This window comes from Micromonospora sp. NBRC 110037, from assembly GCF_001652995.1.
Classification (GTDB): Bacteria; Actinomycetota; Actinomycetes; order Mycobacteriales; family Micromonosporaceae; genus Micromonospora; species Micromonospora chalcea.
Genome location: NZ_BBVA01000005.1, coordinates 297,091 through 317,587, shown reverse-complemented (window position 1 = coordinate 317,587; position 20,497 = coordinate 297,091). Strand labels below are relative to the sequence as shown.

At 73.2% G+C, this 20,497-nt stretch carries 14 protein-coding genes; 9 read left to right on the top strand and 5 right to left on the bottom strand.

Annotated elements, in window-relative coordinates; genetic code table 11:
- The first annotated feature begins 138 nt into the window (after positions 1-138).
- Entirely contained in the window at positions 139-2,400 is a 2,262-nt protein-coding gene (locus tag A4R25_RS17730) for a catalase (RefSeq protein WP_064447454.1), read from the top strand.
- A gap of 78 nt (positions 2,401-2,478) precedes the next feature.
- Here the strand turns inward: A4R25_RS17730 and A4R25_RS17725 are convergent, their stop codons facing one another.
- Complete coding sequence (locus A4R25_RS17725; RefSeq protein ID WP_064447453.1) at positions 2,479-3,456, bottom strand: DUF2804 domain-containing protein; 978 nt, start codon at positions 3,454-3,456, stop codon at positions 2,479-2,481.
- A gap of 70 nt (positions 3,457-3,526) precedes the next feature.
- Complete coding sequence (locus A4R25_RS17720) at positions 3,527-4,285, bottom strand: peptidylprolyl isomerase (RefSeq protein ID WP_013474698.1); 759 nt, start codon at positions 4,283-4,285, stop codon at positions 3,527-3,529.
- Positions 4,286-4,512: 227 nt separating this feature from the next.
- Here A4R25_RS17720 and A4R25_RS17715 point away from each other — a divergent pair, with 227 nt between their 5' ends.
- The 4 genes from A4R25_RS17715 (at position 4,513) to A4R25_RS17700 (ending at position 7,970) form a co-directional block, all read left to right on the top strand.
- Positions 4,513-5,646 (top strand): RNA ligase RtcB family protein, encoded by a 1,134-nt coding sequence (locus tag A4R25_RS17715; RefSeq protein WP_064447452.1) that lies wholly within the window; start codon positions 4,513-4,515, stop codon positions 5,644-5,646.
- A complete protein-coding gene (gene prfH, locus A4R25_RS17710) occupies positions 5,643-6,248 on the top strand; it encodes a peptide chain release factor H (RefSeq protein ID WP_064447451.1) in 606 nt (201 codons plus the stop codon). The genes A4R25_RS17715 and prfH overlap by 4 nt, the downstream gene beginning before the upstream one ends.
- Positions 6,249-6,483: 235 nt before the next feature.
- Complete coding sequence (locus A4R25_RS17705) at positions 6,484-7,113, top strand: hypothetical protein (protein WP_064447450.1); 630 nt, start codon at positions 6,484-6,486, stop codon at positions 7,111-7,113.
- A gap of 29 nt (positions 7,114-7,142) precedes the next feature.
- Complete coding sequence (locus A4R25_RS17700) at positions 7,143-7,970, top strand: DUF72 domain-containing protein (protein WP_064447539.1); 828 nt, start codon at positions 7,143-7,145, stop codon at positions 7,968-7,970.
- Between the two features lie 62 nt (positions 7,971-8,032).
- Here A4R25_RS17700 and A4R25_RS17695 read toward each other — a convergent pair whose 3' ends face one another.
- Complete coding sequence (locus A4R25_RS17695; RefSeq protein ID WP_064447449.1) at positions 8,033-8,827, bottom strand: DUF3152 domain-containing protein; 795 nt, start codon at positions 8,825-8,827, stop codon at positions 8,033-8,035.
- A gap of 136 nt (positions 8,828-8,963) precedes the next feature.
- On the opposite strand from A4R25_RS17695, the gene A4R25_RS17690 reads away from it, so the two are divergent.
- From A4R25_RS17690 to A4R25_RS17680, 3 genes are all read left to right on the top strand, one after another.
- Positions 8,964-9,467, top strand: coding sequence for a SigE family RNA polymerase sigma factor (locus A4R25_RS17690; RefSeq protein WP_043325145.1), 504 nt, complete (start codon positions 8,964-8,966; stop codon positions 9,465-9,467).
- 5 nt (positions 9,468-9,472) lie between these two features.
- Complete coding sequence (locus tag A4R25_RS17685) at positions 9,473-10,192, top strand: hypothetical protein (protein WP_304441235.1); 720 nt, start codon at positions 9,473-9,475, stop codon at positions 10,190-10,192.
- Positions 10,193-10,666: 474 nt separating this feature from the next.
- Complete coding sequence (locus A4R25_RS17680) at positions 10,667-11,713, top strand: zinc-dependent alcohol dehydrogenase family protein (RefSeq protein ID WP_064447448.1); 1,047 nt, start codon at positions 10,667-10,669, stop codon at positions 11,711-11,713.
- A gap of 64 nt (positions 11,714-11,777) precedes the next feature.
- Here A4R25_RS17680 and A4R25_RS17675 read toward each other — a convergent pair whose 3' ends face one another.
- On the bottom strand, positions 11,778-15,008 hold the full coding sequence (locus A4R25_RS17675; RefSeq protein WP_064447447.1) for an Ig-like domain-containing protein: 3,231 nt from the start codon (positions 15,006-15,008) through the stop codon (positions 11,778-11,780).
- Positions 15,009-15,217: 209 nt separating this feature from the next.
- Positions 15,218-15,772, bottom strand: coding sequence for a winged helix-turn-helix domain-containing protein (locus A4R25_RS17670; protein WP_064447446.1), 555 nt, complete (start codon positions 15,770-15,772; stop codon positions 15,218-15,220).
- A gap of 261 nt (positions 15,773-16,033) precedes the next feature.
- On the opposite strand from A4R25_RS17670, the gene A4R25_RS17665 reads away from it, so the two are divergent.
- Entirely contained in the window at positions 16,034-20,434 is a 4,401-nt protein-coding gene (locus A4R25_RS17665; protein WP_064447445.1) for a S8 family serine peptidase, read from the top strand.
- The last annotated feature ends 63 nt before the right edge of the window (positions 20,435-20,497 follow it).

Below are 20,497 nucleotides of genomic sequence, written 5' to 3'. Positions count from 1 at the left end.
CGGCCGCTGGCTGCTCACCGGCGTGACGGTGCCACGCCGGTCCTGACCAGTGATTCCGCGATTGTTCCGGTTTGCCCGCCCTCAGCTGGGGTACGGCCGAAGGGGCCTGGACATTTAGCTGTAGGAGGACAGGTCCTGATGGAATCCAGCAAGCCCGCCCAGATCGTCAAGGGTGTCGTCGAAGCCGCCGTCGAGAAGGTCGGCGACGCGCTGACTCCGGACGTGCCGGGCGCTCCCGGCAGCGCGCCACCACCGCTGGAGGAGCCGACCACGCCGCACGGGCCGCTGCCGCCCAAGGCCGAGCAGGGCGCGCCGGACACCCGGACCCCGACCGGCGCCGAGACCGGCGTACCGAAGATCGCCAAGGGGCAGCAGGGCGCGTACCTCACCACCGCCAACGGCGCCCGGCTGCGCGACACCGACCACTCGCTCAAGGCCGGTCCGCGCGGCCCGGTCCTGCTCCAGGACCACCACCTGCGGGAGAAGATCACCCACTTCGACCACGAGCGGATCCCGGAGCGGGTGGTGCACGCCCGGGGCGCGGGCGCGCACGGCACCTTCGTCGCCAACGGCGCCGCCGAGAAGGTCACCCGCGCCGGTTTCCTGAAGCAGGGGCGCGAGACGCCGGTCTTCGTCCGCTTCTCCACCGTGCTGGGCTCGCGCGGGTCGGCCGACACGGTCCGCGACACCCGCGGCTTCGCCACCAAGTTCTACACCGACGAGGGCACGTTCGACCTGGTCGGCAACAACATGCCGGTGTTCTTCATCCAGGACGCGATCAAGTTCCCGGACGTCATCCACGCCGGCAAGCCGCACCCGGACCGGGAGATCCCGCAGGCGCAGAGCGCGCACGACACGTTCTGGGACTTCGTCTCGCTGCACACCGAGGCCCAGCACCACACCATCTGGAACATGTCCGACCGGGGCATCCCACGGTCCTACCGGACCATGGAGGGCTTCGGCGTGCACACGTTCCGCCTGGTCGACGAGGCCGGCGCGACCGTGCTGGCCAAGTTCCACTGGAAGCCGAAGCTCGGCGTGCACTCCCTCACCTGGGAAGAGGCCCAGATGATCAGCGGCATGGACCCGGACTTCCACCGCCGCGACCTGTACGACGCCATCGAGGCCGGCGCGTTCCCCGAGTGGGAGCTGGGCATCCAGGTCTTCCCGGACACCCCGGAGGAGACGTTCGCCGGGATCGACCTGCTCGACCCGACGAAGATCGTGCCGGAGGAGCTGGCGCCGGTGCAGGCGATCGGCACCCTCACCCTCACCAAGACGCCGCGCAACTTCTTCGCCGAGACCGAGCAGGTGGCGTTCCACGTCGGACACCTGCCGCCGGGCATCGACGTCACGAACGACCCGCTGATGCAGGGCCGCCTCTTCTCGTACGTGGACACGCAGCTCACCCGCCTGGGCGGGCCGAACTTCACCCAGATCCCGATCAACCGGCCGCACGCCGACGTCAACGACATGCTGCGGGACGGCTTTCACCAGCACGCGGTGCACGCGGGCGTGGCGCCGTACCGGCCGAACTCGCTCGACGGGGGCAACCCGTTCCCGGCCGGCGACCGGGAGCACGCGTTCGTGGACACGCCGGTGACGGTGGCCGAGGCGCCGAAGGTGCGGGCCGCGCCGGCTTCCTTCGACGACCACTACAGCCAGGTACGCCTGTTCTGGCAGAGCATGTCGCCGGTGGAGAAGGAGCACATCATCCGGGCGTACACGTTCGAGCTGGGCAAGTGCTACCACCAGGCGATCAAGGAGCGGCAGCTCCAGTGCCTGGCCAACGTCGACCCGGTGCTGTGCGAGCAGGTCGCGACCGGTCTGGGCCTGCCGGTGCCGCAGCCCACCGTGCCGCTCGCCGAGGTGCAGCCCAGCCCGGCGCTGTCCCAGGTGGGCCGGGAGTGGCCGGCCGACGGCCGGATGGTCGGCATCGTGGTCGACGCCCAGGCCGACCTGGGCGACGTGCACGACGTACGCCGGGAGGTGTTCGCCGCCGGCATGGTGCCGCTGCTGATCGCCGCGCACGGCGGCACCGTCGACGGGCTGCCGGTGCAGCGCACGTTCGCCACCGGCCGCTCGGTCGAGTTCGACGCGGTGCTGCTGGCCGGCGCTCCGGCCCCGGCGCCGGACGCGCTGCCGGCCCGCGACGCCAAGGCCGGCGCGGCGGGCTCGGCCACCGTCGACCCGCGGGTGCTGCTGCTGGTCGAGGAGGCGTGGCGGCACGCCAAGGTGATCGGCGCCTGGGGCGCGGGCGCCGAGGTGCTGAACCAGGCCGGTGTCACCGGCACGCCGGGCGTGGTCACCGGTGGCTCCGGCGCCGAGGTGCTCGCCGAGGTGCAGCGGCTGATGGCGGCGCACCGGGTCTGGGAGAGGTTCCCGGCCTCGGTCGCCTGACCTCGAAGTCGCGCGTGGGGCGGTCCCGGACGGGGCCGCCCCACGCTGTGCGTACGGCCCGCCCGGCGGGGACCGGCCTCACCAGCGGTTGCGGGCCTCCTCGGCCCAGCCGACCAGGCCGTCCAGGTCCACGCGCCCGCCGTCGTCGGTAGCGGCCCAGCCGGTGAAGTGCCCGAAGCACTGGTGGGTCTCCCCGGCCAGCACGAGCAGGTTGGTGCGCGCCACCCGCTCGTGGAACGGGTGGAACGTGACGTCCACCCGGTCGCCGGTGATCCGCCACGGCCGCAGCCAGTCGGCGCGGTCGTACTCCCAGGTCAGATCCGCGCCGATCTTGTGCAGCCGCCCGGCGACGAAGACCGCGTTCTCGGTCGAGCCGGTGCCGTCGGTCCACTTGCCGCCGAGCTGGATCGACCGGCCCGGCCCGCTGCCGGCCGCCCAGTTCCACCGCACCGCGTACCGCCACTTGCCCCGGCCGTGGTCGAGCGCCGCGTACGCCCCCTCCCCCACCGGGTACGCCGTGCCGTCCACGGTGATCGTGCCGTGCACCGGACGGCCGATGTCCTTGACCGTGTACTGGAACCGGCGGGTGCTCCACGGCACCACCACGCCGAGCGACTCGTGGCCGGGCGGCAACGGCACGGTCAGGTCCACCTCGACGCCGGGCGCGCTGGCGCGCAGCGTACTGCCGTCGGGGCCCTGGTCCACGGCGATGGTGAGGTTCCCGCCGCGGGCCCGGACCGGGCCGTCGCCGCTGACCGGCGGCAGCACGGTGCCCCGGGCGAACGGCACCACCGCCTCCGCCGTCGTCTCCCGGCCGGTGCTCCGGTCGAGCAGGTAGAGGCTCTGCACCCCGGCGTAGTCCAGTGACGACGCGACCAGGCCGAGGATGTGCGTCGGGGTGACCACGCCCCAGTGCTCCCACCGCTTGGCCCGGCCCCACCCGCGCAGGTTCGCCCGGTGCAGCGGCCGGCGGCTCCAGCCGACCGCGTCCGGGTTCAGCCGCCCGTCCGGCCGGCACAGGTCGACCGGCTCGGTGATCTCCCGCTCATGCGTCATCGCCGCAGGCTACCGGCGGCGACGCGGGCCCGGCGGGCGGCCTCGTCAGCCGTCCCGCCGGGCAGTTACGTCAGCGGCCCTGCTTGGCGCGGCAGATCTCCACCGGCACCGCCGGGGCGCCGTCGACCGGCGCCGGGTCCTCCGGGGTGGGCGCGATGCCGCCAGCCGAGATGCGGTCCAGCGTGGCCAGCCCGGCCGCGTCGACCTGACCGAACACCGTGTAGTTGGGGCGCAGCGCCGAGTCGGCCTGGACCAGGAAGAACTGGCTGCCGTTGGTGTCCGGGCCGGCGTTGGCCATGGCCAGCGTGCCGCGCGCGTACAGGCGGCGTACGCCGGTCGGGTCGGTCGGCGCGGGCGGCAGGTCGGTGGGCAGCTCGTCGCGGTAGCGGTAGCCCGGGCCGCCCTCGCCGGTGCCGGACGGGTCGCCGCACTGCAGCACGGTCAGCGTCGGGTACGCGGTGAGCCGGTGGCAGGGCGTCCGGTCGTAGAAGCGCTTACGGACCAGGTGCAGGAAGCTCTGCACCGTGCACGGCGCCTGCTCGCGGTCCAGCGTCAGCCCGATCGGCCCCTGGTTGGTGCGCAGCGTGACCCGCACGGTGCCCCGGTCCGGCGTGCGGCGCGGGTCCGGCGGCAGCGGCACCGGACGGGCGGCCGGCTCGTCCGGCGTGGGCGTGTACGCGCACGGCCCCTTGGTGGGCGCCGGGTCGGCGGCGGGCGCCGCGGTCGCGGCGACACCTGCGGCGGCGACGATCGTCGCGGCGGCCACGCTCACCCCGGCGAGGCGGGCCAGCAGGGGTAATGCGGCGTGCGTTCGGGTTTCGCTCGACACGGTGGTCCTCCCTGGACTCGTGGTACCAGAACGACCGGAGTCTATGGATCGGGTGGGGTGATGTCGACGCGCACGCCTCACGGGTCGCCGGGAAAGTCGGTTGCCCGCCCGCGCCACCTCCGCGAGGCTGAGCGGCATGACGTTCTGACGGATCACACCCCGCCCGCAGGCCCCTCCTCGCCGCCTGCCGTTCCCCGGCCTCTCTCTTTCCGCAGAAACGAGCGTCTGTGTCCGCGTACCCCTCCGGGCGGGCCGTCGTGCCCGCCACCGTCTCCGTCTTCTCCTCCCCCGGCAGCTGGATCGAGTCCGCCGCGCTCGACCAGTGCCGTCAGGTCGCCGCCCTGGACGGCATGGCGCACGTCGCCGCCATGCCCGACCTGCACCCCGGCAAGGGCGCGCCGATCGGCGCCGCGATGTCCTCCACGGTGCTGTATCCGTTCCTGGTCGGCTCCGACATCGGGTGCGGCATCGCGGTGTTCCCGATCGCGCTGCGCCGGGTCGTACCGGAACGGCTCGCGGCCCGGTTCCCCGACCTGGACCGGGCGCTCGACCCGGACGCCGACGACCCGGCGTGGTCGGTGCTGGACGGCGACATCCCGGCCGGGCACCTCGACGGGCTCGGCACCGTCGGGCGCGGCAACCACTTCGTCGAACTGGCCCGCGTCGGGCCGATCCTCGCGGCGGAGCACGCCACGCGGCTCGGGCTGGACGCCGGTGACCTGGTGCTCGTGGTGCACTCCGGATCACGTGGGCTGGGCGAACGGATCCTGCGCGAGCACACCGAGACGCACGGCGCCGGTCCCGCGCCCGACCCGGACGCCTACCTGACCCGGCACGACGCGGCGGTGCGCTGGGGGTCGCTCAACCGGCGGCTGCTGGCCGCGCGGGTCGCGTACGCGCTCGGCGCCGAACCCACCGAGCCGGTCGTCGACCAGTGCCACAACCTGGTCGAGATCCGCGACGGGCGCTACCTGCACCGCAAGGGCGCGGCGCCGGGCGACGGGCGGGACGTGCTGATCGCCGGCACCCGTGGCACGCCCTCCTATCTGGTGGCCGCGCACGCCGGGCCGGACGCCGGCTACTCGGTGGCGCACGGCGCCGGGCGCAAGATGTCCCGCGCCGACGCGCTGCGCCGGGGCCGGGCCAAGCACACCGTCGAGGAGCTGCGGCGTACGCCGGTCGGCTCGATAGTGGTGTGCGGCGACCGGCAGTTGCTGTTCGAGGAGGCGCCCACCGCGTACAAGCGCATCGAGCAGGTCGTCGGCGACCTGGTGACGCACGACCTCGCCACCCCGGTCACCACCACGGTTCCGCTCGTCACCTACAAGACGCCGGACGTGGGCCGCAAGGGCCGCCGGTGACCGAGCTGCTGCTGTCCGCCGGGCGCGGACCCGCCGAGTGCGCGTGGGCGCTGGCCCGGCTGCTGTCCCGCCTGGAGGCCGAGGCGGCCCGGCGGGGTCTGCGTACCGCGCGGGTCGAGACGGTGCCCGGCGACCGGGCCGGCACCTACCGGTCGGTGCTGGTCCGGATCACCGGCGCCGGGGCGGAGGCGTTCGCGGCCGGGTGGACCGGCACGCTCTGCTGGCAGGCGCCCAGCCCGTACCGGACCGGCCACGGGCGCAAGAACTGGTACGTCACCGCGCGCCCGTGCCGGACCGACGTGGTGGTCACGCCGTTCCACGAGGCGGACGTCGAGTTCGTGCCGTGCCGCACCGGCGGGCCGGGCGGTCAGCACCGCAACAAGGCCAGCACCGCCGTCCGGGCCACGCACCGGCCGTCCGGCCGGACCGTGGTGGTGGACACCGAACGGCACCTGCACCTCAACCGCCGGATCGCGGTCGAGCTGCTGCGACAGCGGATCGCCGCCGACGACGACGCGGCCCGGCGCGCGGGCGTCGACGCCCGCTGGCGGATCCACGACGACCTCGTGCGCGGCGACCCGGTACGGGTGGAGCGGCCCTGACGCGGCCCGATCCGACGTCGCTGACCGGCCCGGCTACCGTGGTCGCGGCGACCGGGCGGCCCCGGCCCGCCGCGGCGCGAGCGCGAGGAGGACGGATGCGACGGAGAAGGACCGGTCTGACGGCGGCGCTGGCGACAGGGGCCCTCTCACTCGCCTCTTGCGGTGCCAAGCGCAGCGTGTACTCCTCCGACCGGGGGCAGGTCACCGACGGCGCCTGCGACATGGACCGCGTCCGGTGAGCCCGCTCGTGCGGCGCTTCCGCGCCGTGGTCGCCATGTGGATCTTCGTCGGCGCGGGCGGATTCCTGCTGGCCGGGTTCCTCGGCCTCGCACTGCTGACCCAGACGGGTCCGTTCGCGGCCGCGTCGACCTTCTCCGCCGCCGCCGAGTTCGCCCCCGGCGCCGAGATCAAGGTGCGGGACACCGGCGTACGCCCCGGCAACATCCTGATCCTCGCCACCCCGGCCACAGTCGACCCCGCCACCGTGCGGTGCACCGCGAAGAGCCGGGTCTACTCCACCGGCGAGCAGCGGACCAGGGAGCTGACCGGGGCCCGGCCCGAGGGGACCGCGGCGGTGATGCGCGACCGCGGCGACCCGCGGCAGTTCACTCCGGTGCTGGCCACCGACGGCATCGGCTGGATGGGCACCGACTTCGTGAGCTGCACCGGCGCCGGCGCGGAGGCGTTCGCGCTGACCACCGCCGAGGGCATCCAGAGCGACCGGTTCCGGCTCGGCGCCGGACTGCTGCTCATGCTGCTCGCCCCGGTCCTCGCCGGGCTCGGCTGCCTCGCGCTGTACTTCACCCGGAAATGGAACCGGGAGGCGGCGCAGCGCGGCGACTCGACGAGCTGGCCCTACCGGTGACCGGGCCGCGCCTGCACGTCGGCTGTGCCATGTGGACGCACAGGTCCTGGTCCGGCCGCTTCCTGCCGCATCCGCTGCCCGCGCACGAGCGGCTGCGCGCGTACGCCGGGTGGTGCGACGCCGTGGAGGGCAACACCACGTTCTACGCGACCCCGGCCCGGGAGACGGTGGCGTCCTGGGCCGAGCAGACCGGCCCGGCCTTCCGCTTCCTGCCGAAGCTGCCGAAGGCGGTGACGCACGAGCACCGGCTCACCGGCGGCGAGGCGGCGCTGCGCGCGTTCCTGCACGCGATGGAGCCGCTCGGGCCCCGGGCGGACGCGCTCTGGATCCAGCTGCCCGGCTCGTTCGGCCCCGGCGACGTGCCCGACCTCGACCGGTTCCTGCGCACGCTGCCCGACACCCACAGGTACGCCGTCGAGGTCCGCCACCCCGCCTTCTTCACCGAGCCCGGCGCGGTACGCGCGCTGGAGGCCACGCTGCACCGGCACGGCGCGGAGTGGGTGCCGTTCGACACCACCGCGTTCTTCCGTACGCCGCCCACCAGCGACGCGGAGCGGGAGGCGTGGACGCGCAAACCGCGCCTACCGCTGCGTACCCGGGCGCTGACCGACCGGCCGATCGTGCGCTACCTGGGCCGCGACGACCCGGCCCGCACCGTCGAGGGCTGGCAGCAGTGGCTGGACGTGGTCACCGGCTGGCTGCGGGAGGGCCGCTCGCCGACGGTGTTCGTGCACACACCGGACAACGCGGACGCGCCCGAGCTGGCCCGCCGCTTCCACGACCAGGTCCGCGAGCGCGTGCCCGGGCTCGCGCCGCTGCCGGAGCCGGAGCCGGTCGGCCCGGCCACGCTGTTCTGAACGCCGGCGTGGATCCGCCTGCGCGGCCGGGCTGCGCGTGCCCGGCCGCGCGGACCCGGACCTCAGCCCGGCCGGCCGCCCTCCGGCGGGGGCAGGCGATCGTCGTACACGCCGGAGCGGCCCGCGTACCGCTCGCCACGCAGGAACGGCAGCGGGTTCGGGGTGCAGCCGTGCAGGCCGAGCGTCTGCTGCTGCATCACCGGCGCCGGGCGGCCCCGCCCCGGGCAGCGCTCGTGCCCGTGACCCAGGCGGTGGCCGACCTCGTGGTTGACCACGTACCGGCGGTACGCGGCGAGGTCGCTGCCGTACGCGGGCGCGCCGAGCACCCAGCGGGCCACATTCACCACGACCCGGTCCCCGTTACGGCAGGACGTGTACCGGTCCAGCCCGTCCCCGCACAGGTCGTCGCGCGTGCCGGGGGTGGCGAGGTAGACGGTGAAGTCGGCGGGCCCGTCGGCACCGACGCGACGCAGGGCGATCCGCCCGTCGGTCGTCCAGCCACCCGGGCCGGCGAGGATGCCGGTGACCTGCGCCCCGAAGTCGGCCGCTGGCAGACCCGTGATGTCGCGCTCCACCGCCACCCGGTAGCGCAGCAGCCGGCCCGTACCCCCTGTGGTGGCCGGCTCGGCGGCAGCGAACCGCCACCGGTTGCCGCCCTCGGCGGGATAGCCGATCCGCGCCGGCCGGGGCCGGACGGGCGCCGCCGCCGACGCGGCCGGCGCGGCAGCGGACGGCCCGGCCGGCTCGGACGGCGTGGCTGCGGGCTGGTCGGCCACTGCCGGTGTGCAGCCGGCCAGCGCCACCGCCAGCGCGAACACCGCCGCGCCACCGCGTGTCCGGTCCACGGTCCTGGTCATCTCGACTCCCCTCGGTGCCCGGTCGGGGGCACGGGGATGAGGACGGGTGGCCCGTCGCGAAAGTTGGTGCGGCGGGGACTCAACCTTTTCCGCTGCCCGCACGTCCCTACCGGGGTGAGAGGTGCAGAGGACCGGCATGGCCCGGGGTGACGCGGAGTTCGTCGAGTTCGCGCGGGCGTGCTCCGGGCGGCTGACGCACGCCGCCTTCCTCATGACCGGCAACCACCACCACGCCGAGGACGCCGCGCAGACCGCGCTCGTGCGCACGTACGCGTCCTGGTCCCGGATCCGCAACGGCGACCCGTACGGCTACGCCCGGTCGGTGCTGGTGAACCACCTCGTCGACACCTGGCGGCGGCCGATCCGCGAGTACCCGAGCGACGACCTCCCGGAGCGAAGCGGCGGCGACCTGGCCGAGGAGGTGGCGACGCGGCGGTGGCTGGTCACCGCGCTCGGCACGCTCACCGCGCGGGAACGCGCCGTCGTCGTCCTGCGTCACTACTTCGACCTGCCGGAGGCCCAGGTGGCCCGCGAACTCGACGTGTCCGTCGGCACCGTCAAGAGCACCTCGTCCCGGGCGCTGGAGAAGCTGCGTACCGCCGGCCTGTCCGCGCCCCGACCGCAGGAGACGTGCCGGTGACCGAGATGGACGAGCTGCGCCGGGCCATGCGGGCGACCGAGCGGGCCGGTGGTCTGGACCTCGACGACATCATGCGCCGGGGGCGGCGGCTGCGCCGGCGGCGGCGGGCCGGCGCAGCCGTGGCGGCGATGACGGCGGTGCTCGCCGTGGCGTTCGGCGTCGAGGCCGTGGCGACGCGGCCCGGCCCGCCGAACCTCCCGGGCGGGGAGCCAGCCGCCACCGCGTCCGCCGGCCCTCCAGCGCCCACGCCGACGGCCGCGCCGGCCCCGACCCAGTCGCCGCTACAACCGCTCGGGACCGTCGTGGACAGCGGCATCCGGTACGGCGCCGACGCGCGCGTGTTCTTCATGGTCCCGATCGACGTGCCGGAACTGCCGCGTGTGACGATCGGCCTGGTCGCCGGCCGCCGCGCGCCGGACGGCCACCTGACCTCCGACTTCCTGGTGAACGACGTGACCGGCAGCGACCGCCGGGCGGGGTTCCACGAGATCGGGTACGACCAGCAGCGGGCGCCCACCGACACGTCGGTACCGACGTTCGGCTACTTCGTCGGGCCGGCGGCCCGCATCGTCGGGACAGTCGACGGCCGGCAGGTCGAGGCGAAGCTGGCCAGGTGGAGCGAGGACCCCCAGGTGGTGATCTTCTGGTTCGACCCGAAGACCCTGACTCCGGGAACCCGCCTGGACGGCATCACCGCCCGAGACCCCCAGGGCCACCGCCTGTAACCCACCCGCCCGCTCCCTCCCCCGCGTCTTGCGCGTTGATCAAGGAGTTTGCGGACTGGCACCGCCCCGACAAGGACACAAACTCCTTGATCACCGGGAAGGGAGGGGCCGGGCGTGAGAGCCCATCCCGCCCCGAGCTCCCTGGTTCGCCGACTCGAGCCGCCCCGCGCGCCCTCCCTCGCCTCGGCGCCCCGAACCACCCGTAGATCTTGGTACGAAACGGCCCCCATGGGGGCGCTCTCGTACCAAGATCTACGACTGCTCCCGGGATACGGACCACGGATCTCGGGCCATGGGAGACCCGACGCGCCTGGGACGGGAAGGCGAGGCTGGCACCGGCCCTCGCCGGCGATCTTGCACTTTCCACCCGGTCAGATGGGGCATTCAGGACATCTACCGGCCCGCAAGTGCAAGATCGCGGGAGCGGGGAGGGGGCGGGAGGGGGCGCGGGGTGGGGGTGTGAGGATCGGGGGCATGCGTGCTGTGGTGTTCGAGCGGTTCGGGGTGCGGCCGGAGGTTTGCCGGGTGGATGATCCGGTGCCGGCGGCGGACGGGGTGGTCGTCCGGGTCGGCGCTACCGGGTTGTGCCGCAGCGACTGGCACGGCTGGCAGGGCCACGACCCGGACATCCGCCTGCCGCACGTGCCGGGGCACGAGTTCGCCGGCGTCGTCGTGGCGGCCGGCGCGGACGTACGCGGCTGGCGGCCCGGCGACCGGGTCACCGCGCCGTTCGTCTGCGCGTGCGGGCGGTGCCCGTCGTGTCTCGCGGGCGACCAGCAGGTCTGCGAGCGGCAGACCCAGCCGGGCTTCACCGGCTGGGGCTCGTTCGCCGAGCTGGTCGCGGTACGGCACGCCGACGTGAACCTGGTCCGGCTGCCGGACGAGCTGGACGAGGCGGCCGCCGCCGCGCTCGGCTGCCGGTTCGCCACCGCGTTCCGGGCCGTGATCGCGCAGGGCCGGGTGGCCGCCGGTGAGTGGGTGGCGGTGCACGGCTGCGGCGGCGTCGGCCTGTCCGCCGTGATGATCGCGGCGGCGAGCGGGGCACGGGTGGTGGCGGTGGACGTGTCGCCCGGCGCGCTGGAACTGGCCCGCCGCAGCGGCGCCGCTGTCTGCGTGGACGCGAGCACGCTGGGCGGTCCCGCCGAGGTGGCCGCCGCGATCCGGGACGCCACCGGCGGGGGCGCGCACCTGTCGCTGGACGCGCTGGGCGCTCACGCCACCTGCGTGGCGTCGATCGAGGGCCTGCGCCGGCGCGGCCGGCACGTGCAGGTCGGGCTGCTGCCCGCCGCGCAGGGACGCCCGGCGCTGCCGATGGACCTGGTGATCGCGTACGAGCTGGAGCTGCTCGGCAGCCACGGCATGCCGGCCCACGCGTACCCGGAGATGCTGCGGCTGGTCACCGCCGGGGTGCTGCGCCCGGCCGACCTGGTCACCCGCACCATCGACCTGGACGCCGCGCCGGACGCGCTGGCCACCATGGACCGGCCGGCCGTTGCCGGGATGTGCCTGATCCGCCCCTGAGAACGGGCACGGGCCGGCCCGGCGCCGGGAGACCCGGCGCGGACCGGCCCGCGAGGCCGTCCGGTCAGTCGGTGACGGTCACCGTGACGGTACGGGGTGGCTGCTGGTACTGCCCCCGGTTGTCCATGCCGCGGATCGTCACCGTGTACGTGCCGGCCGGGATCACCGGCGACGTGTACGCGAAGTTCGACCCCGGCGAGCCCGGGCTGGTGAGGAACGTGGCGATCCACGGCCAGCTGGTCGGCGCGCCCGCCCGGCCGAACGTGCCGGCCGAGTTCATGCCCTGCCCGGCGCTGTTGCCGATCTGCACCTCGACCTTCTGCATCCCGCCGTCGTCCACGGCCCGGCCGGTGATCACGATCCGGCCGCCGGTGTACGCCTGTCCCTCGACCGGCGTGATGCTCGGCTCCAGCGTCGGGTCGGTGTCACCCGGGTAGACCAGGTAGCGGGCGGTCGCGCCGCTGGTCGAGTTGTCCTGCTGGCCGGCGGTGTCCACGGCCCACGCCTCGACGCTGTACGTGCCCCGGGTGGGCAGGTCGATCGAGAGCGTGAACGCGGTGCTGGTCGCGCCGGGCGAGGCGAGCGTCGCGTCGACAGTGGCGAACGCGGCGGCCATGGTGCCGTTTGGCTGCACGTACCGGCCGGTGTCCAGGTCGCGCAGCGCGATCCGGACCGCCCGTACCCCCTTGTCGTCGGTGGCGGTGCCGGCCAGGTCCAGGTGCAGCTGGTCGATGTCCTGGTTGGTGCCGGTGAAGCTGAGCAACCCGTTGGGGAAGGCGTCGCCGGGCACCTGAGCGGTGACGGTGAGCCGGCCCATGTTGTTGCTGGAGGTGGTCAGGCCGAGCTTGTCGGTGGCGCGTACCCGGAAGTCGTAGACGCCCGGGGTCAGCGGCACGGTGGTGAACGCCCAGTCGAACGTCGCGGCGTCGAGGTTGGCCGGGGAGATCCGGTGGTAGCCGGCGACCGAGTCGGCGCCCCACGTGCCGTCGGTGGCGAGCGCCTCGCGGGTGGTGTTGTTGCGCAGGTAGATCTCCACCGACTTGAGCGCGTCGTCGTCGTTCGCCGTACCGGCGAACGTGATCGTGCCGCCGGGCGCGACGGTGAGCGGCGCCGGGTTGCCCGGCGGGGTCATCGCCACCGGCGAGGTGATCGCCACGGTCGGCGGTACGCCGTTGGCGGAGACGGTCCAGTCGCGGGTGTCGCCGCGCAGGTCGCTCTGCCCGGTGGTGTCGACGGCGGTGGCGGTCATCTTCCACTGTCCCTCGGTGGGCAGCGTGACCTCGTACTGCCAGGTGGTGGACGTCGCGCCGATCACGTCCGGCTCGCCGCGGAACGTGTTGTAGACGGCGGCGACGGTGCCGTCGTCCTGCAGGTACCTGTTGTCCGGCGTGCGGAACGAGTAGATCAGCGAGTTGACACCCTTGTCGTCGGTGGCGGTGCCGGAGGCCACGAACGTCTGCGTGGCGAGCAGGCCGGCCGACGGTGAGCTGATCCGGGTCGACGGCGGCAGGTCGTCGAAGCGGAACGTCTCGATCTTCTTGACCGCCTTTGTGGTGTCGCCGGCACCGTTGCGGTCGAACGTCTTGGCCTGCAACTGGTAGACGCCGGCCGGCAGCGTCACCGGCAGGCTCCACGTGGTGGAGGTGGCGTTCGGCGCGGCGAGCGTCGTGTTGATCGCCTTGAACGCGCCCCAGGTGGTCATGTCGGCCTGGAGGTACTTGCCACTGTTGCGGTCCTGGATCTCCAGCTGGACGCGGGCCACTCCGGCGGGGGCGAGCGCCTGGCCGCTGATGGTGAACTCCTCGCCGGCCGGCTTCACCGCGCCCTCGATCGGCGTGGTGACTGTGGTGTCCAGCGGCGTGGGCGCGGGCTCCTTGGAGAGGTCGAAGAAGGCCACCCGGCCGGTGGTCTTGCCGCCCTTGACGTTGCCGTCACCGCCGACGAGCAGGCCGCGCGAGGTGGCGAGCATCGCCTTCTCGCCCTCGTACGAGTTGGAGCCGGGGTTCCACTCCAGCGCGGTGCCGGTGAGCGGGTCCAGCGCGCCGAGGTGGTCGCGGCGGACCACCTGGTCGCCGAGGCCGTAGCCGCTGAGTCCCTGGCCGGTGCCGTAGCCGACGTTGTCCAGGCCGGGCCACGGCACGTTCGACGTGGGCGACTCCTGCCAGCTGAAGTGCCCGCCGACGTAGACGGCGGTGTCGGTGATCGCGACCGAGTAGATGCTGTCGAAGTGCCGCGAGATCCAGAGCGGCTCGACGTGGTCGTTCCCGGTCAGCGGGTACGCGATGGCGGTGTCGTTGATCGGCGGCCGGTCGCCGCCGGAGCCGCTGGTGACCACGAAGTACGAGTCGTCCGGCGCGATGTCACCGGCGAAGACGCGCTGGATGCCGCCGACGAAGGAGAGGTTGTCCTCCCACAGCCGGGTACGCCAGGGCAGCAGCGCCTTGCTGGCCGTACCGATCAGGGCCACGCCGTAGCGGTCCTGGCCGGCGATCTGGCGGCCGGTGTGCACGACGAGCAGCTTGCTGCGGTCGTGGGTGAGCTTGAGCTGCTGCACGGTGAGCATGCCGCCGACGCCGATGCCGCCGGTCAGCGGCAGGTTGAAGCCGGTGTCGACGGCGCCCGTGGTGGGGTTGAGGGCGGCCAGGCCGCTGCGGCTGACCCCGTTGACGGTCGCGAACTGACCGCCGACGTAGACCGCGTTGCCGCTCACGGCGAGCGCGGTGGCCCGCGCGTTGGCGGTGGCGGTGAACGCGGCGATCGGCGCGCCGGTGGTCGGGTTCAGCCGGGCGATCTTGCGCTTGGTGACGCCGTTGATCGTGTTGAACGTGCCGGCGATGTAGAGCGACGAGCCGTCCGGTGACGCCTCCACCGCGGCGACCGCGCCGTCGATGACCGGCTTGAACGCGGTGTCCACCTTGCCGGTGTCCAGGTTGTACGACGCCAGGGACTTTTGCGCGATCGCGGACCCGCCGACGTTCGCGATCGAGGTGAACGTGCCGGCGATGAAGACCCGGTTGCCGATCACCTCGATGTCGGTGATCTCGCCGTTGGTGATCCGCGGCGTGTCGGTGCGGGGCGTGGTCGGCATCAGCCGGGTGTCCCCGGGGGTGACCAGCGCCCGGGTGGCGGTGGTACGCGCGGCGCCGAGCGCGGCGCTGCTCCCGGTCGCCTGGGCGCCGGTCCGGCCGGCCGCGCCGGCGTCCCGCACGACGACGGTGCCGGCGAGCGCCGGTACGCCCACCACCACGACCGCGCCGGCGGCGATGACCGCCACCGCGCGACTCCAAACTCGCATCGAGATGACTCTCCCTGTCCGCCGGGACGGCCCCCCTCGGGTGATTCCCGGGTCCCTCCGTCCGCGTGCCGGACGCCACCGTAGGAGGCAAAGACATTTCGCGATACGTGCCGCACCGGTAATCGACCGGTCGCCATCAATTCCGGCCACACCGGCAGGCCCGCTCCTCCGATCGGACCACGGGTTCCGCCGTCCGGCCGCCGCGGCGTTCAGTCGCCCCGCACCCGGGGGTGGCGGTGGTCGGTGAGCCGCAGGCCGACGCCGCGTACCGCCGCGATGGTGACGCCGGTGCCCAGCTCGTCGAGCTTGCGTCGCAACCGCTTCACCAGGGACTGCACGTCGGCCCGGCCGTGCGTCGGGGCGTCGCGCCAGACCGCCCGGTGCAGCTCGGCGTAGCTCCACACCCGTACCGGCTCGGCGGTCAGGCAGGTCAGCAGGTCGCGCTCCAGCCGGGTCAGGGCGGTCTCGCGGTCGCCCCACCGGGCGGTGGAGCGCGCTGCGTCGATCACCAGCGCGCCGTCCGGCGCGGGCTTCGGCTCGGGTACGGGCGGACCCGGCGCGCCGGCCGGGTCCGGCGCGTCCGCTGTGATCAACTCGCGCAGCTCGTCCAGATCGGCGACCATCAACAGTGGCGCGACGCCGTCGAGCAGCTCGGTCAGCCGCAGCCGTTCGGCCGGGGACGACGTCACGCCGATGACGAGCGAGAAGGGCCGCTCCGGCGGCTCGGTGCCGGAGTTCGCCGCGTTCGTGCCGTCAGTCGTCACCGCGCCCCACCGTGACAAAAACTGTCAACAAGCCATCCGGTCCGGGGGCCTGTTGGTGACATGTTGCTCACGTACGGTCATTGATCGTTCCCTCATGTCGATCATAGTGTCCATTCAGGTGACCGGCGTAGACCCGCACGGACACCTAGGGGGCCTGGGGGGTTCTGGTAATACCGGTGCGACCAGTCGGGAGAGCGCGTCTCCTGGCCCTTCTGCCATGGCTCGATCATCAGCGGGTCATCGGAACAGGAGGCAGCACCGATGCTGAGACGTCCACACAGATGGGGCCCGGCCCGGCGGCTGGTGAGCGCGGGCGCCGCCCTGGTGCTCGCCGCGACCGCGCTGGCCGCCACCGGCACTGGAGCACAGGCCGGCACGGGTACCGGCGCGTCGGCCGGCGACAAGATCCGCCCCGAACTCACCCGGCAGCTGGAGGGCAAGAGCGAGGGCGACTTCTGGATCCACTTCTCGGGCAAGGCGGACCTGGGCAAGGCCGCCGCGATCAAGGACTGGAACGAGCGCGGCGCCGCCGTCGCGGCGGCGCTGAAGAAGACCGCCGCGGAGAGCCAGGCCAAGATCCGCGCCGAGCTGGACCGCTCGGGCACGAAGTACCAGAGCTTCTGGGCCACCAACGCCATCAAGGTCACCGACGGCTCGCTGACCATGGCGCAGAACTTCGCCGCCCACTCCGAGGTGGACGGCCTGTACGCGCCGATCGAGTACAAGCTCCCCGAGACCATCCCGGGCACCGACGAGAAGTCGGCGAACGCGCTGGAGTGGGGCATCGCCAACATCAACGCCGACGACGTCTGGTCCCAGTACGGCGTCAAGGGCGCCGGCATCACGGTGGCCAGCATCGACAGCGGCGTCCAGTTCGACCACCCGGCGCTGGTGAACTCGTACCGCGGCAACAACGGTGACGGCACCTTCGACCACAACTACAACTGGTTCGACGCGGCCGACGAGTGCGCCACCGCGCCGTGCGACTCCGACGGCCACGGCACGCACACCATGGGCACCATGGCCGGCGCCGACGGGGCCAACCAGATCGGTGTCGCCCCCGAGGTCAAGTGGATCGCCGCGAACGGGTGCTGCCCGTCCGACGCCGCGCTGGTCTCCTCCGGCCAGTGGATGCTGGAGCCCACCGACCTCAACGGGCAGAACCCGGACGCCAGCAAGCGGCCGAACATCATCAACAACTCGTGGGGCACCAGGACGCCGTCGAACGAGCCGTTCATGGAGGACGTCACGAACGCCTGGACCGCGTCCGGCATCTTCGGCGTCTGGTCCAACGGCAACAACGGCCCGTCCTGCCAGACCAGCGGCTCGCCGGGCAGCCTGGCCAGCAACTACTCGGCCGGCGCGTACGACGTCAACAACAACATCGCCAGCTTCTCGTCCCGGGGCACCGGGCAGAACGGCGAGATCAAGCCGAACATCTCGGCGCCCGGCGTCAACGTGCGCTCCAGCGTGCCGACCAACTCGTACGCCAGCATCAGCGGCACCTCGATGGCGGCGCCGCACCTGGCCGGCGCGATCGCGCTGCTCTGGTCGGCGGCGCCCACCCTGGTCGGCGACGTCCCGGCGACCCGCGCGCTGCTCGACGACGCGGCGATCGACAAGGGTGACACCCAGTGCGGCGGCACCACCGACGACAACAACGTCTACGGCGAGGGCCGGCTGGACGCGCTCGCACTGCTCGCCGCCGCCCCGATCGGGGACAACGGCACGCTGGCCGGCAAGGTCACCGACGCCGCCACCGGCGCGGGCATCGCCGGCGCCACCGTCACGCTGTCCGGCGCGGCGGACCGCACGCTGACCACCGGCGCCGACGGCACGTACTCCTCGCTGCTGCCGGCCGGCGACTACCAGGTCGTCGTCTCCACCTTCGGGTACGCCACGCGCACGCTGTCCGCGACCGTCACCGCGAACACGACCACCACGCTTGACGTCGCGCTCACCGCGGTGCCGAGCGTGACGGTCAGCGGGCAGGTCACCGACGGGTCCGGGCACGGCTGGCCGCTGTACGCGAAGGTGAGCGTCGAGGGCACGCCGATCTCCGACTACACCACGCCCACCACCGGCCGCTACAGCCTGTCGCTGCCGTCCGGGGCGACCTACCGGCTCACTGTCGAGCCGCAGTACGCCGGCTACCTGACCACCACCAAGGAGGTCACCGTCGGCTCGGGCAACGCTGTCGCCAACATCGCGGTGCAGGCGAACCCCGAGGCGTGCACCACCGCCCCCGGCTACACCGTCAGCTCCGACGGCGAGTACGAGACGTTCGACGGCACGGGCGTGCCGGACGGCTGGACCGTGGTGGACAACGCCGGCACCGGCCAGGTCTGGGAGTTCACCGACGCCGGTGAACGCGGCAACCTGACCGGCGGCAGCGGCAACTTCGCCATCATCGACAGCGACAACTACGGCAGCGGCGGGCAGCAGGACACCTCGCTGGTCAGCCCGGTCGTCGACCTCACCGGCGTGACCACGCCGGTGATCCGGTTCAACCAGGACTACAACTGGCTCAACAGCGACCGCGCGGACGTCGACCTGAGCCTCGACGGCGGCACCACGTGGAGCAACGTGCTGCGGCAGGCGGCCGACGTGCGCGGCCCGCGGGTGACCGAGGTGCCGATCCCGCAGGCGGCCGGCCAGTCGCAGGTGCGGGTGCGCTTCCACTACTACGAGGCCAGCTGGGAATGGTGGTGGCAGGTCGACAACGTCCTCATCGGCAGCACGCTCGTCTGCAAGCCGGTCAAGGGCGGCCTGGTGCTCGGCCACGTCCGCGACAAGAACGACAACAGCTACGTCAACGGCGCCACGGTGACCAGCAAGGACCGCCCGGCGGAGAAGGCCACCACGGTGGCCACGCCTGACGACACCGAACTGCCCGACGGCTTCTACTGGATGTTCTCGTCGCTGACCGGCAAGCACCCGTTCACCGCCGGCGCGGGCAACTACGTGAGCCAGACCAAGCAGGTCACGGTCGAGGAGGACTGGGCCACCGCGGCCAACTTCCAGCTCGCCGCCGGCCGGCTGTCGGTGAAGCCGGCCTCGATCACCGGCACGGTCCGGATGCCCAGCGGGAAGGTCAGCAAGACGTTCACCGTGACGAACACCGGCGGGGCGCCGGTCAACGCCGAGTTCAGTGAGCGCGACGGCGGGTTCGTGCTGCAACGGGCCGACGGTTCCCAGTTGTCCCAGCAGGCGCTGCTCGGCTCGACCGGCGCGCCGGTCCAGCGGCTGACCGCCGCGACGTCGTTCGCGGCCCGCTCGTCCGGCAAGTCGTCCACCGCGATCGGCGCGGCGGCGGCCCCGCAGGCGGACCCGTGGACCACCATCCCGGGCTACCCGTCGAACGTGATGGACAACCGGGTCGTCAGCGTCGACGGCAAGGTCTACTCCATCGCCGGTGGCGACGGCACCACGTCGAGCGCCAAGAACTACCGGTACGACCCGATCGCCCAGGCGTGGACCGGCATCGCCGACCTGCCCGGCGCGCGTAACGCCATGACGGTCGGCGTGCTCGACGGGAAGATCGTCGCCACCGGTGGCTGGGGTGCCGCCGGACCGGACGCCGCCACCTTCTCGTACGACCCGGCGGCGAACACCTGGACCCGCAAGGCCGACAACCCGGCGCCGCGCTCGGCGGCTGGCCAGGCGGTCGCGGACGGCAAGTTGTACGCGATCGGCGGCTGCACCACCGCGAGCTGCACGCCGATGTCCAACTCGGTGGTCCGCTACGACCCGGGTGCGGACGCCTGGGAGACGCTGCCCGCGTACCCGAAGTCGGTGGCGTTCCTGTCCTGCGGCGGGATCGACGGCACCGTCTACTGCACCGGCGGCAACGACGGCACCACGTCGCAGAAGGCCGGGTACGCCTTCGACCCGTCCGCGAACGCCTGGACCGCCATCCCGGACGCGCCGGCCGACAGCTGGGCCTCCTCGTACGCGGTGGCGAACGGCAAGCTGCTGGTCGTCGGCGGGTCGCAGGGCGGCGCCATCACCAACGCCGGCTTCGCCTTCGACCCGGCGACCAACTCGTGGGCGAACCTGCCCAACGCCAACACCCCCCGTTACCGGGGTGGCGCGGCCTGCGGGTTCTACAAGATCGGCGGCTCGTCGGGCAGCTTCACGGCCACCAAGGACAGCGAGGTCCTGCCCGGCTTCTCCGAGTGCTCGGAGGCCGCCGCCGACGTGAGCTGGCTGACCGTCGACAAGTCGAAGGTCACGCTGGCGCCCGGTGAGAAGGTCACCGTCACCCTCACGATGACGGCGAACGTCGACCAGCCGGGCACGTACTCGGCGTCGGTGGCGATCAAGGAGGACACCCCGTACACGGTGGAGCCGGTGGCGGTCACCATGATCGCGCAGCCGCCGACCACCTGGGGCAAGCTGTCCGGCACGGTCTCGGGCAAGAGCTGCCAGGGCGCGACGGCGCCGCTGGCGGGCGTGACCGTGCAGGTCGACTCCTGGGCGAACTCCTACACCTTCACGACCGACGCCGAGGGCCGGTACGCCTACTGGATGGACCGGCGCAACAACCCGCTCACGTTGATCGTCGCGAAGGACGGCTGGAAGCCCCAGACGCGCCAAACGAAGATCAACAGCAGCACGCCCACGGTGGAGGACTTCACCCTCTCCCCCACCCGCTGCTGACCCGAAACACACATGAGTCGGCCCGCCCGGTGCCCCGCACCGGGCGGGCCGCCCCACGCCACC